Origin of the sequence: Delftia sp. Cs1-4 (genome assembly GCF_000214395.1) — a bacterium.
GTDB lineage: Bacteria > Pseudomonadota > Gammaproteobacteria > Burkholderiales > Burkholderiaceae_C > Comamonas > Comamonas acidovorans.
Genome location: NC_015563.1, coordinates 3622562 through 3635417, shown reverse-complemented (window position 1 = coordinate 3635417; position 12856 = coordinate 3622562). Strand labels below are relative to the sequence as shown.

Sequence of the window (12856 nt, the reverse complement as noted above, 5' to 3'; positions counted from 1 at the left end):
TCCCTGTTGTTCCCCCACGTCCTCATTCGTCCGTTCGCCGCGGACCGCCATCTGCCTGCATCGTGCGCCTGAATTCCATCAAGCTGTCCGGCTTCAAGTCCTTCGCCGAGCCCACCAACTTCATGCTGCCGGGGCAACTGGTGGGCGTGGTGGGCCCCAACGGCTGCGGCAAGTCCAACATCATGGATGCGGTGCGCTGGGTGCTGGGCGAGAGCAAGGCCAGCGAGCTGCGCGGCGAGTCCATGCAGGACGTGATCTTCAACGGCACCACGCACCGCAAGCCGGCCAGCCGCTCCAGCGTGGAGCTGGTGTTCGACAACAGTGACCACCGCGCGGGCGGCCAGTGGGGCCAGTTCGGCGAGATCGCCGTCAAGCGCGTGCTCACGCGCGAGGGCAACAGCAGCTACTTCATCAACAACCAGGCCGTGCGCCGCCGCGATGTGCAGGACGTGTTCCTGGGCACGGGCCTGGGCCCGCGCGCCTACGCCATCATCGGCCAGGGCACGATCAGCCGCATCATCGAGTCGCGCCCCGAGGAACTGCGCCTGTTCCTGGAAGAGGCCGCAGGCGTGTCCAAGTACAAGGAGCGCCGGCGCGAGACCGAGAACCGGCTCTCGGCCACCACCGAGAACCTCACGCGCGTGGAAGACATCCTGCGCGAGCTCAACAACAACCTCGACCGGCTGGAAAAGCAGGCCGAGGTGGCGGCCCAGTACAACGCGCTGCAGTCCCAGGTCACGCTCAAGCAGCAGCAGCTGTGGTTCCTCAAGCGCGCCGAGGCCGAGGCCGAGCAGGACCGCGTGCGCGTGGAGGGCCTGCAGGCCGTCAACGAGCTCGAAGAGCGCATGGCCGACATCCGCAACAACGAAAGCGGACTCGAAACCCTGCGCCAGGCGCACTACGACGCCAGCGACCAGGTCAACCAGGCCCAGGCCAAGCTCTACGAATCCACGGCCGAAGTCGGCAAGCTGGAGGCCGAGATCCGCTACGTGCTCGAAGGCCGCCAGCGCGTGCAGCAGCGGCTGCAACAGCTGTCCGAGCAGGTGCTGCTGTGGAACAGCCGCCGCGAGGAAGCCGAAGCCGAGATCGAGAACCTCGAAGGCGCCGGAATGGACGCCGAGGAACAGGCCGAGATGCTGGCCGCCCAGGTCGAGGAGCAAAGCATGCGCCTGCCCGACCTGGAGGACGCCCTGCGCAATGCCCAGAAGGCCGACACCGACCAGCGCGCCAGCGTGGTCCAGGTGCAGCAGCAGATCCAGGTGCTGGCCGCCGAGCAGCGCAGTCTGGACGAGCAGCGCCGCCAGTTCGAGACCCGCTTCGAGCGCCTGCGCGCCGACCGCAACGCGCTGGAGACGCCTGACGAGGCCCGCCTGAACAATCTGCAGTCCCAGCTGGAAGAGGCGCGCGAACTGGCTGAAATGGCCGATGCCGTGCTCAACGAGCTGCAGGACTCCGTGCCCCAGCTCGACGAGGACCGCCGCACGCGCCAGCAGGCCGTCAATGCCGAGGCCGCGCGCCACGCGGACCTGTCGGCGCGGCTGGAAGCGCTCAAGGCCCTGCAGGAAAAGGTCAAGACAGACGGCAAGCTCCAGCCCTGGCTGGCCAAGCACGGCCTGGACGGCATGCAGGGCCTGTGGAGCCGCATTGCCATCGAGCCCGGCTGGGAAAACGCGCTGGAGGCCGCGCTGCGCGAGCGCCTGGGCGCGCTGGAAGTGGGCCGGCTCGACATGGTGCGTGGCTTTCTGGGCTCAGGCGGGCACGATGCGCCGCCCGCGCGCCTGGCCTTCTTCAGCCCGCCGCAGGGCGCGCCCGCGCCGGCTGCCGGCCGCTGGCAACACCTGTCGGACCTGCTGCGCGTGAACGATGCCGGCCTGCGCGCCGTGCTCGGCGACTGGCTGCAGGACTGCTACACGGCGCCCACGCTGGAAGAGGCACTGTCGCGCCGCAGCGAACTGCGGCCCGGTGAAACCGTCTACGTGCCCACGGGCCATGCCGTCAGCAGCCACAGCGTGAGCTTTTATGCGCAGGACTCGGAGCAATCCGGCCTGCTGGCACGCGCCCAGGAAATCGAGCACCTTGAAAAGGAAGTGCGCGCCCAGGCGCTGATCTCCGACGAATCGCGCACGGCCCTGGTGCGTGCCGAAAGCGCCTATGCCGAGGCCTCGCAGCGCCTGGTCAGCGCCCGGCGAGAGGCCAGCGAATCGCAAAGCCGTGCCCACGAGCTGCAGGTCGAGACGCTGCGACTGTCGCAGCTGGCCGAGCAGGCCCGCGCGCGCAATGCCCAGATCAGCGCCGACCTGGCCGAGGTCGAGGCCCAGCTGTCCGACATCGAGGAGCGCCGCGTGGCGGCCGAGGCCCGCTTCGAGGAACTGGACATGCAACTGGCCGACAGCCAGGAGCGCCATGCCCAGCTCGGCGACAAGGTGCTGGAGTCCGAGCGGCGCCTGAACGAATCGCGCGAGCAGCTGCGCACGCTGGAACGCCAGGCCCAGGAGGCCACGTTCTCGCGCCGCAGCCTGGAGGCGCGCCGGGGCGAACTCAGCCGCACCATAGAGACGGCCAGCCAGCAGGCCCGCTCCCTGGCCGACGAGCAGCAGCGCGCGCAGGACGAGCTCACGCGCCTGACCGATGCCGCAGCCCAGGGCGGCCTGCAGGATGCGCTGGATTTGAAGATGCAGCGCGAGCAGGCCGTGGCCGCGCGCCGCAGCGAATATGACGACCTGACCAACAAGCTGCGCGCCAGCGACGAACGCCGCCAGCAACTGGAAAAGGCGCTGGACCCGCTGCGTCAGCGCATCACCGAATTCCAGCTCAAGGAGCAGGCCGCGCGCCTGGGCCTGGAGCAGTACTCCACCTTGCTGGAAGAGGCGGGCGCCGACCTGGCCGCCGTCTCCCAGTCCATTGCCGAGGCCAATGTGCGCATGCACGGCCTGCAGGGAGAGATCGACCGCCTGCACCGCGAGATCGCGGCCCTGGGCGCGGTCAACCTGGCGGCGCTGGACGAGCTGAAGCTGGCGCGCGAGCGCAAGACCTTCCTCGACGCGCAGACCGAGGACCTGACCCAGGCCATGAACACGCTGGAAGATGCCATCCGCAAGATCGACGCCGAGACGCGCGAGCTGCTGTCGGGCACCTTCGAGACCGTGAACGGGCACTTCGGGCGCATGTTCCCCGAGCTGTTTGGCGGCGGGCAGGCCAAGCTGGTCATCACGGGCGATGAAATCCTGGACTCGGGCGTGCAGGTGATCGCGCAGCCGCCCGGCAAGAAGAACCAGACGATTCACCTGCTGTCGGGTGGCGAGAAGGCGCTGACGGCGATTGCCCTGGTCTTCGCCATCTTCCAGCTCAACCCGGCCCCGTTCTGTCTGCTGGACGAGGTGGACGCGCCGCTGGACGATGCCAACACCGAGCGCTATGCCAAGCTGGTGGCCAGCATGAGCAAGAGCACGCAGTTCCTGTTCATCAGCCACAACAAGATCGCCATGGAAATGGCCCAGCAGCTCATCGGCGTGACCATGCAGGAGCAGGGCGTGTCCCGCATCGTGGCCGTGGACATGGAGTCCGCGCTGTCCATGGCTGAGCTATCCTGAGCATGTCCGCAACCTTTCAAACCCCTTTGCTGGAACGACGTTTCATTCCTTCATTCCATGAGTAACCTGCAAATCAGTCTGGCCGTCCTGGGCTTTGTGGTGCTGGCCCTGATCCTTGCCTACAACAGCTGGTCCGCGCGCCGCAATGCACCCAAGCGCGCCGACCCCGTCGATGAAGCGCAGCGCGATCCCTCGCGCCATGAGCCCGGCATGGACACCGTGGGCCACGGCCCGGACCTGACGCACAGCCTGCGCGAGCCCGTGCTGGGCGACTTCGGCACCGCCGCGCCGGGCCAGAGCCCCGCCTCCGCGGACCGCTTCGCCGAAACCGACGCCGAGTTGGCCCATCTGGTCCAGCTCGAAGAGCAGCAGCGCCAGGCCGCAGCCCAGGCTGCGCTGGCGGCCAAGGCCGCCCATGCAGTGCAGTCCGCGCAGGCCGCCCATGCCCTGCAGGCGGGCGAAGACGCCAGCGCTTCGGCACCCGCATCTGAATCTGTGTCCGCGCCTGCGGCGTCCCCGTCGGCACCGCAGTCCATCGAGCCTTCCCTCAACGACGCGGCCCTGACCAGCGCGGCCGCCAGCCGCCCGGGTCTGGATGCGCTGATCGACGCGATTGCCCCCGTGCAGGTCGGCCAGGCCGTGCCTGGCGAACTGGCGCTGCAGGCCCAGCCCGCCACGCGGCGCGCGGGCAACAAGCCCTTTGCGATCGAGGGCATGAACCAGTCCACCCACCAGTGGGAGCCGCTGCAGCCCGGCCAGCGCTACCTGGGTTTTCAGGCCGGCGTGCAGCTGGCCAACCGCACGGGTGCGCTCAACGAGATCGAGTTCTCCGAGTTCGTTGCCAAGGTGCAGCGCTTTGCCGACGCGCTGGGCGCCACGCCCGACGTGCCCGACATGCTGCAGGAAGTGGCGCGAGCGCGCGAGCTCGACCAGTTCGCCAGCGAGCACGACGCCCAGCTCACCTTCATGCTGCGCGCACGCCAGGCCTCCTGGAGCGCGGGCTACGTGCAGCAGAACGCATCGCGCCAGGGCTTTCTGCCGGGCTCCATGCCCGGGCGCATGGCCCTGCCTTCGCCCACGCCCGGCATGCCGCCGGTGCTGGTGCTCAACTACGACCCGCAGGCGGCGATGGCCGACGACCTGGACACCTCGGTGGTGCGCGAGTTCCTGCTGAGCCTGGACGTGCCCCAGGTGCCGCGCGGCGAGCAGGCCTTCGTGCAGTTGCGCCAGGTGGCCGAGCGCCTGTGCCAGACCATGGACGGCGTGCTCTGCGACCAGAACGGCTACCTGCTGCCGGCCATGGCGCTGGACCCCATCCAGCACGACCTGGAACATCTCTATGACAAGCTCGACAGCCGCGAGCTGTCGGCGGGCTCCATGCTGGCGCGGCGACTGTTCAGTTGACGCGGCGCGGTGCCCCTGGTGCACAACAGGCTCCTGGCCTCAACCCCATGAATGACAATCTGGATCTTTTCTCCGGCGCAGCCCCTGCGGCGCCGGAGTCCGGGGCCGCCCCCGACAAGGTGCTGGCCAAGGTGCAGGCGCTGCGCGCCCAGCTCAACCAATGGGCGCATGAGTACTACGTGCTGGACACGCCCACCGTGCCCGACGGCGAGTACGACCGCGTCTTCCAGCAACTTCAGGCGCTGGAAGGTGCCTACCCCGAACTGGTCACGCCGGACTCGCCCACGCAGCGCGTGATCGGCGCCGTGCTCGACGGCCTGATGCCCGTGCGCCATGCCGTGCCCATGCTCAGCATCCGCACCGAGACCGACAACGAGGCCACGGGTGCCGAGGCCTTCGACGCACGCATCCGCAAGGAGCTGGAACTGGCCGAAGGCGCGCCGCCCGTGGAGTATGTGGCCGAGCCCAAGTTCGACGGCCTGGCCATGAACCTGCGCTACGAGAACGGCCGCCTGGTGCAGGCCACCACGCGCGGCGACGGCGAGGTGGGCGAGGACGTCACCCACAACATCCGCACCATCCGCAAGATTCCGCTGTCCCTGCCCGAAGGCAAGGGCGTGCCGCCCGTGGTCGAGGTGCGCGGCGAGGTCTACATGGGCCGCGCCGACTTCGTCAAGCTCAATGAGCGCCAGCAGGCCGCCGGCGGCAAGAGCTTTGCCAATCCGCGCAATGCTGCGGCAGGCTCGGTGCGCCAGCTGGACTCGGGCATTGCGGCGCAGCGCCCGCTGTCCTTCTTCGCCTATGGCCTGGGCGAGATCACGCCGGCTGCCCAGGGCGGCCCCGACTTCGTCACCCACTACGCCATGCTGCAGACGCTGCGCGACTGGGGCTTTCCGGTGGCGCCCCAGGTCTGCATCGCCAAGGGCGCGGCCGAGCTGGTGGCCTTCCACCAGCGCATGGGCGCCGAGCGCGCCACGCTGCCCTACGAGATCGACGGCGTGGTCTACAAGGTCAACAGCCTGGCCCAGCAGCGCCAGCTGGGCTTTGTCTCGCGCGAGCCGCGCTGGGCCGTGGCCCACAAGTACCCGGCCGAGGAAATGCCCACGCGCATGGAAGGCATCGACATACAGGTCGGCCGCACGGGCAAGCTCACGCCGGTGGCGCGCCTGGCCCCCGTGGCGGTGGGCGGCGTCATCGTCACCAATGCCACGCTGCACAACCTGTTCGAGATCCGCAAGAAGCGCGTGCGCACGGGCGACACCGTGGTCGTGCGCCGCGCCGGTGACGTGATCCCCGAGGTCGTGGGCCGCGTGCCCGGCGACCGGCCGGCCTATGTGCCCAACTTCCGCATGCCCGCTGCATGCCCCATCTGCGGCAGCGCGGTGTCGCGCCCCAAGGGCGAGGCCAACCACCGCTGCACGGGCGGCCTGTTCTGCCCTGCGCAGCGCAAGGAGGCCATCCTGCACTTTGCCGCGCGGCGCGCCATGGACATCGAGGGCCTGGGCGACAAGCTCGTGGACCAACTGGTGGACGGCCACGTGGTGCGCACGCTGCCCGATCTCTACCGCCTGGGCCTGGTGGCCCTGGCATCGCTGGACCGCATGGCCGAGAAGTCGGCCCAGAACGTGCTGGACGCGCTGGAAAAATCCAAGAAGACCACGCTGTCGCGGTTCCTCTTCGGCCTGGGCATCCGCCAGGTGGGCGAGTCCACGGCCAAGGACCTGGCCCGCCACTTCGGCCAGCTGGACGCCATCATGGACGCCAGCGTCGAGCAACTGCTGCAGGTGCGCGACGTGGGGCCCATCGTGGCCGAGAGCATCCACACCTTCTTCGCCCAGCCCCACAACCGCGAGGTGGTCGAACAGTTGCGTGCCTGCGGCGTGCACTGGGAGGAGGGCGCGGCGCGCGAGCAGACCGCCCAGCCGCTGGCCGGCATGACCGTGGTGCTCACGGGCACGCTGCCCACCCTGGGCCGCGACCAGGCCAAGGAGATGCTGGAGGCCGCGGGCGCCAAGGTCTCCGGCTCGGTCAGCAAGAAGACCAGCTATGTGGTGGCCGGTGCCGAGGCCGGCAGCAAGCTGGCCAAGGCCGAGGAACTGGGCGTGACCGTGCTGGACGAGGCCGGCATGCTGGCGCTGCTGGCAGGCGGGGACCGCTGATGGCGCTGAGTCCGCGCAAACCCGTGGTCGGCTTGGCGCTGGGCAGCGGGTCGGCGCGTGGCTGGGCGCATTTCGGCGTGCTGCGCGCGTTGGAGGATGCGGGCCTGAGGCCCGACATCATCTGCGGCTCGTCCATCGGCGCCCTGGTCGGTGCCTCCTATGCGGCTGGCGAGATGCAGCGCTTCGAGGAATGGGTGCTGGGCCTGGGCATGCGCAAGGTGTTCGGTTTCATGGACTTCAACATCACGGGCGGCATGCTCAAGGGCGAGAAGCTGATCGCGTTCTGGCGCGAGCACTTCGTGGACTCGGCCATCGAGGACCTGAAGATTCCCTTCGGCGCCGTGGCCACCGACCTGCATTCGGGCGCCGAGGTCTGGCTGCGCAAGGGCTCCATCGCCGATGCCGTGCGTGCCTCCATCGCGCTGCCCGGCCTGTTCACGCCCGTGCAGCGCGAGGGGCGGCTGCTGGTCGACGGCGGCATCGTCAACCCCGTGCCCGCCTCGCTGGCGCGCGCCATGGGCGCGGACATCGTGATCGCCGTCGATCTCAATGCCGACATCATGCGGCGCCACATGCGGCCGCTGGCTCCCTCCGCCGCCATGGCTGCCGCGCCGCCACTGGAGGAAGCCCCGCCCGCTGTGGAGCAGGGCGTGGCGCCCGAGGACCTGGCCGGCCAGGCCAGCGCCGTGGCCGGCACGGCATGGGTGCGCAGGCTGCAGCGCGGCGTGATGGGGTGGATGCCCGGCCACCACCGCGACGAGGCAGGCCGCGAGACCGAGCCGCCGCCGCGGCCCCCCTCGTTGCTGGACGTGGTGATGACCAGCGTCAACATCATGCAGATGCGCATCACGCGCAGCCGCATGGCGGGCGACCCGCCCGAGCTGGTGATCGCGCCGCGCCTGTCCCACCTGGGCCTGCTGGACTTCCACCGCGCCCGCGAGGCCATCGACGAAGGCTACGAGGCAGCGCAGGCCGCGTTGCCGGGCCTGCGCCACTGGGGCCTTTGAGGCGTTACAGGCGCGGTACGCCCGAAAGACACGGCACGCCTGGCATGCCCGACAGGCCCGGGCTACGCCGCCTCTCTTTCCACGCTGACCGAACTACGGTCGGCATTGGCCGCAGCAACGCGCGAAGGCTGCAGCCTCCGCATCAGCGCGGCGGGGTCCAGGCACTGGATCAGCGGCAGGCCCGAATCGGCATGCACCAGCTTGCGCACCAGGGCCGTCGCGGTGTCGGCCGCGTTCAGCATGGGCGAATCCACCAGCGCGCTGGCTGGCAGCCGGTGCACGCCCTGCAGCGCGCTGACCAGCAGGCCCACGCGCAGGCCGCCATGCTGGACCACGATGACCTGTGACTGCTCGGTGACCACGCCGGGCTGGCCCTGCAGCAGCGCGGCCAGGTCGAACACCCAGACATAGCCGCTGACGCTGCCCTGGCTGCGCCGTGCCAGCGCACCCACGCAAAACGGCAGCCGTCCTGCCGCCACGGGCGAGATGGCGCTGGCGGGCAGGGCCTCGCAGACATCGCCCGCGCGCAGGGCCAGCAGGCTGGCGCCCACGTAGAAGCTGGCCAGTTCCACAGGCGCATCGCCGCTGCCATGCACGGCGCGCCCGTGCCCGTGCGTAGCGGGCCGGGCGCCATCGAGGCGGGTGGCCGACGCCAGGCGCAGCGCGCGGTTGCGCGCATCGGCATGCACGGGGCCCAGCCGCTGCAGACTCAGGCTGACGAGGCCTGCCAGTGTGTCGTCCGTTGCGCTTTCTTTTGCATCGCGTGCCGCGCCCTGGTCCAGACGGAACTCGCGGTAGCCGCGCCCGGCGGCCATGCCGACGATGCAGTAGTGGCCCTCGATCTCCTCGATGCTGCTGCGCACCTCGCCATCGGCCAGCGATGCCAGGCCGGCCACGCCTGCGATGCAGCTGCCCAGCGGGCGCCCGCCATGGCTGGCGGCGACGATGCGCCCGTCACGCGCCACGTAGAAGGCTTCCATCGGCAGGCGCGGCAGGCCGCTGTCTTCGGGATCGGTGGCTGCAGCGTGCTCTGCCGTTGCTGCCTGCTCTGGCGCTGCGGCCTGCAGCATGGCCTGCAGCTCCCGCCGCGTGTGGAACAGCAGGGCGATGCCGCCGATGACGGGGCCCTGATCGCCGCCGTGTGCATGTCCGTGCGCCTGTCCACTCCCAGGCGATGGCGCGCGCAGCGCGGCATGGTAGACATGGACGGGCAGGCCTCCGTCGTCCATCTCCTGCACGTGGTAGGCCTGGGCATCGCGCAGCAGCACAGTGGCCTGCAGGGCCGATGCCTGCACGCGCGTGCCGGGAGCCAGGGGCAGGCCGGCCTCGTCCTCATGGCTGCAGGCCAGCACCAGGCCCTGGGCGTCGTACAGCGCGATGCGCGCATAGACGGTGTACAGCGCATTGAGCTGCTCCAGCAGCCGCTGCGCGCTGTCGTGGGCCTGTACCGACAGGGCCAGGCAGCCGCTGTTGTCCTCCAGCACCTTTTGCAGGCCGGGCGTCAGGGCCCACCAGCGGCAGTCGTTGGCACGTTCATAGAGATTGCGCTCCAGCAGGTCCATCAGCAGCCGGTTCAGCGTGCTGTGCTCCTGCAGCCGGGTGGACAGCGCGGTCTCGTGCAGGCCGTGAATGGCGCGTGTGAACACGGCATGGGTCAGGTCGCCGGTCTCGCCCATCTGCTCCAGCACGGCCTGCAGCGGGTCTGGGTGGGTCGTGCCCTGCACGGGGGACTGCGGCGCCTGGCTGGCAGCCAGCACCTGGCCATTCCAGACCACGCGGCGTATGTCGTCGGCCGCGCGGGCCATGGCGTGCAGCGGCGGGCAAAAGCCGCGCGCCTGGGCCATCAGCCCCTCGGCAATGGCCGGCTCCAGCGCCTGCAGCACCTGCGGTCTTTGCTGCGCGGCGAAGGCCAGGTCCAGCGGTGCCATTACCTGGGTCTGCCAGCCCTGCGGTCCCGCATAGCCCTGGTAGGGCAGGGCGCGCGCCGTGCGCACCAGGTAGGTGCGGCCTGCATGGATCAGCGGCTGCACGGCATCACCATGGTGCATGGGCACGCGGCTGCCCGGGGCTATCCAGTGGGCATCGCTGCTGGCGATGACCAGTCCGCCCTCGTCCAGCAGCAGCCCCACCTGGGCACGCGGCCCGCCAGAGGCAAAGATGGCCTGCATCTCGGCGGCGAAGTCGAAGCTCAGGCACAGCACGCCGAGCACCACCATGGTGCGTGGGTGCAGCAGGCGCTGCGCGTAGATCAGGCGGTCAGCGCCCGGCAGCACGCAACTGGCGCCGAAATGGCTGACATGACCGGCCTGCTGCAGGGACTGCTGGAACCAGGCCTCGGCACAGGGCGGTGGCGGCTTGCGGCCTGCCTGCGCCTGGGCACGTGCGCAGACCTGGCCTTGCGTGTCCAGCAGCAGGATGTCGTCATACACCGTGTACTTGGCTCGGTAGCTCTGCAGGTGCGCCTGCAAGTGCGCCTGCAGCGGTGCCTGCCATGCGCGCAGACCGCCGGCCGCCATGTCGGGCAGGCCGCAGTCATCGCCATCGCCATCGCCATCGTCATCGTCATCGTCATCGTCAAGCCGGGCCATGGCCTCGCAGAGCACGGTATCGGCGGCGAGAAAGCCGACATCGGCCGTGCGCTCGTACAGGCTTCGCACCAGTAGGTCGATGGCATGGGCGGACTGCATGCCCAGCTGGGCCATGGCCTCCTGCGCGGACTGCGCCAGCTGCGACTGCAGCAGCCCTTGCTCCAGCTGCTCCAGTCCCTGGCGCGTGTCGGTGAGCATGGACACCAGGGCCTGCCCCTGCTGCGACGCCTGCATGCGGGCCGAGGCTTCGATGAGCCGCCACATGAGCCGTATTTCGCGCAGGTCGGCGGCGTTGCGGTTGAGTTCCCGCAGGTGGGGAAGAATCAGGTCGGTTGGCAGGGATGTGGCCATGGAGCGCTCCGCAGTCAGGTTCAGGCTGGGTGAAACCCGCTTTCCCCGATCAGGGAAAAGCCTGATGCAACGAGCAAGAAGGAGGCCAGCTTGTGACTAAATGTGTCTGCAAGGTGACACAAGGATGACAGCCCCCCATCCACAGCCCCATCAGCGCCACGCCGGGGCATGGCCTGGCGTCACCGGGGTGCGTCCGGCACTGCCGTGCAGCACGGTGGTGCCGGACGGCGGTGCATGCGCCTACAGGCTCAGGTCGATGGAGTGCACGCGGTGCGCGTCAAGCATGCCGGCCGCACGGTCCTCGAAGTAGCGCTCCAGCGTCACGCGCACGGTGCGAAAGGCCAGTTCCTCCCAGGGAATCTTGGCCTCGGCAAAGAGGCGGGCCTCCATGGTCTCGGGGCCTGGATAGAACTGCTCGCTGCGCAGGCGGGCGCGGTAGAACAGGTGGACCTGGCTGACCTTGGGCACGTCAACGATGGAAAACAGCGGCCCCATCTCGATGTCGGCACCGGCTTCCTCATCGGTCTCGCGCTGGGCGCCGCGCGCCGTGGTCTCGGCCAGTTCCATGAAGCCGGCAGGCAGGGTCCACAGGCCCCGGCGCGGCTCGATGTTGCGCTTGCACAGCAGCACGCGGCCGTCGTCGGTGACGGGGATGGTGCCGACCACGTTCAGCGGATTCTCGTAGTGGATGGTGTGGCAGTGCGGGCATACGGCGCGTTCGCGCGTGTCGCCATCGTCGGGAATGCGGTAGACCACGGCCGTGCCGCAGGCTCGGCAGAACTTGATGGGGCTGCGAAAAATCATGCCGACACCATGGAAGTGAAAGCGCCGCCAGACGGAAGGCAGGAAGGCTTTCCGTGCGGCGGACTGTGGGTTCAGAAAAACGAAGGCCGGCAGGCCGGGGAGCGCGCTCCCTGCTGCCTTGCCGGCCTGTCGCCAGGCACAGGGATCTCAGGCGATCTTGACGCTCAAGGGGCTCAGGCCATCGATGCGGCCTTCCAGCACGTCACCGCGCACCACGGCGGCCACGCCTTCGGGCGTGCCCGTCATGATCAGGTCGCCGGGCTGCAGTTCCCAGGCGGCCGACAGGTGCTCGATGGTCTCGGCAATGTTCCAGATCAGCTTGCCGATGTCGCTGCGCTGGCGGTCGGCGCCATTGACCTGCAGCGAGATCGTGGCCTTGGCGATGTCGCCGGCCTCGGCTGCCGGGGTGATGGGACCGATGGGCGCGGCATGTTCGAAGGCCTTGCCGATGCACCAGGGGCGGCCCTGTTTCTTCATGTCGTTCTGCAGGTCGCGGCGCGTCATGTCCAGGCCCACGGCGTAGCCCCAGATGTAGTTCAGCGCGTCGGCGGCCAGGATGTTCTTGCCCGCCTTGCCGATGGCCACGACGAGCTCGATCTCGTGGTGCAGGTTGGAGGTCAGCGTGGGGTAGGGCATGGTGCCCGTGGTGCCGGCCTCGACGGGCACGATGGCGTCGGCAGGCTTGAGGAAGAAGAAGGGCGGCTCGCGGCCGGTGAAGCCCATCTCCTTGGCGTGCTCTTCGTAGTTGCGGCCCACGCAGTAGATGCGGTGCACGGGAAAACGCTCGGGGCGGCCCAGGACGGGTACGCTGGCCACGGCGGGCGGGTTGAAAACGTAGCTCATGTCGGTGTTCCTCTGGCGCCTTGTCTCGTGGGCGCCGTCGCAAGTGTGCCATGCCTGTGGCCCCGCAGCGGGGCAACGCGATGGCCGGATGAGCCGGAACAGACCCCGGG

General features: G+C 69.4%; 7 protein-coding genes. 4 read left to right on the top strand and 3 right to left on the bottom strand.

The genetic code is table 11. The features are described from left to right. The first annotated feature begins 62 nt into the window (after nt 1–62). Genes smc through DELCS14_RS15880 form a run of 4 tightly spaced genes read left to right on the top strand, consistent with a single transcriptional unit; the run spans nt 63 to nt 8160 of the window. Complete coding sequence (smc, locus tag DELCS14_RS15895) at nt 63–3590, top strand: chromosome segregation protein SMC (RefSeq protein WP_013802566.1); 3528 nt, start codon at nt 63–65, stop codon at nt 3588–3590. A gap of 57 nt (nt 3591–3647) precedes the next feature. Continuing rightward, complete coding sequence (locus DELCS14_RS15890; protein WP_013802565.1) at nt 3648–4994, top strand: cell division protein ZipA C-terminal FtsZ-binding domain-containing protein; 1347 nt, start codon at nt 3648–3650, stop codon at nt 4992–4994. A gap of 47 nt (nt 4995–5041) precedes the next feature. Beyond that, nucleotides 5042–7153, top strand: a complete 2112-nt coding sequence (gene ligA / locus DELCS14_RS15885; protein ID WP_013802564.1) for an NAD-dependent DNA ligase LigA — start codon at nt 5042–5044, stop codon at nt 7151–7153. Further along, a complete protein-coding gene (locus DELCS14_RS15880) occupies nt 7153–8160 on the top strand; it encodes a patatin-like phospholipase family protein (protein ID WP_013802563.1) in 1008 nt (335 codons plus the stop codon). Before ligA ends, DELCS14_RS15880 begins: the two co-directional genes overlap by 1 nt. Before the next feature lie 62 nt (nt 8161–8222). On the opposite strand, the gene DELCS14_RS15875 is transcribed toward DELCS14_RS15880, so the two are convergent. The 3 genes from DELCS14_RS15875 to DELCS14_RS15865 form a co-directional block, all read right to left on the bottom strand. Further along, complete coding sequence (locus DELCS14_RS15875) at nt 8223–11099, bottom strand: chemotaxis protein CheW (RefSeq protein WP_013802562.1); 2877 nt, start codon at nt 11097–11099, stop codon at nt 8223–8225. A 240-nt stretch (nt 11100–11339) separates the two neighbouring features. Beyond that, nucleotides 11340–11903 carry an NUDIX hydrolase gene (locus DELCS14_RS15870; protein ID WP_013802561.1) on the bottom strand — a complete coding sequence of 188 codons (564 nt, stop codon included), beginning with the start codon at nt 11901–11903 and terminating at the stop codon, nt 11340–11342. A 147-nt stretch (nt 11904–12050) separates the two neighbouring features. Next, entirely contained in the window at nt 12051–12746 is a 696-nt protein-coding gene (locus DELCS14_RS15865; protein WP_013802560.1) for a fumarylacetoacetate hydrolase family protein, read from the bottom strand. Nucleotides 12747–12856 lie beyond the last annotated feature (110 nt).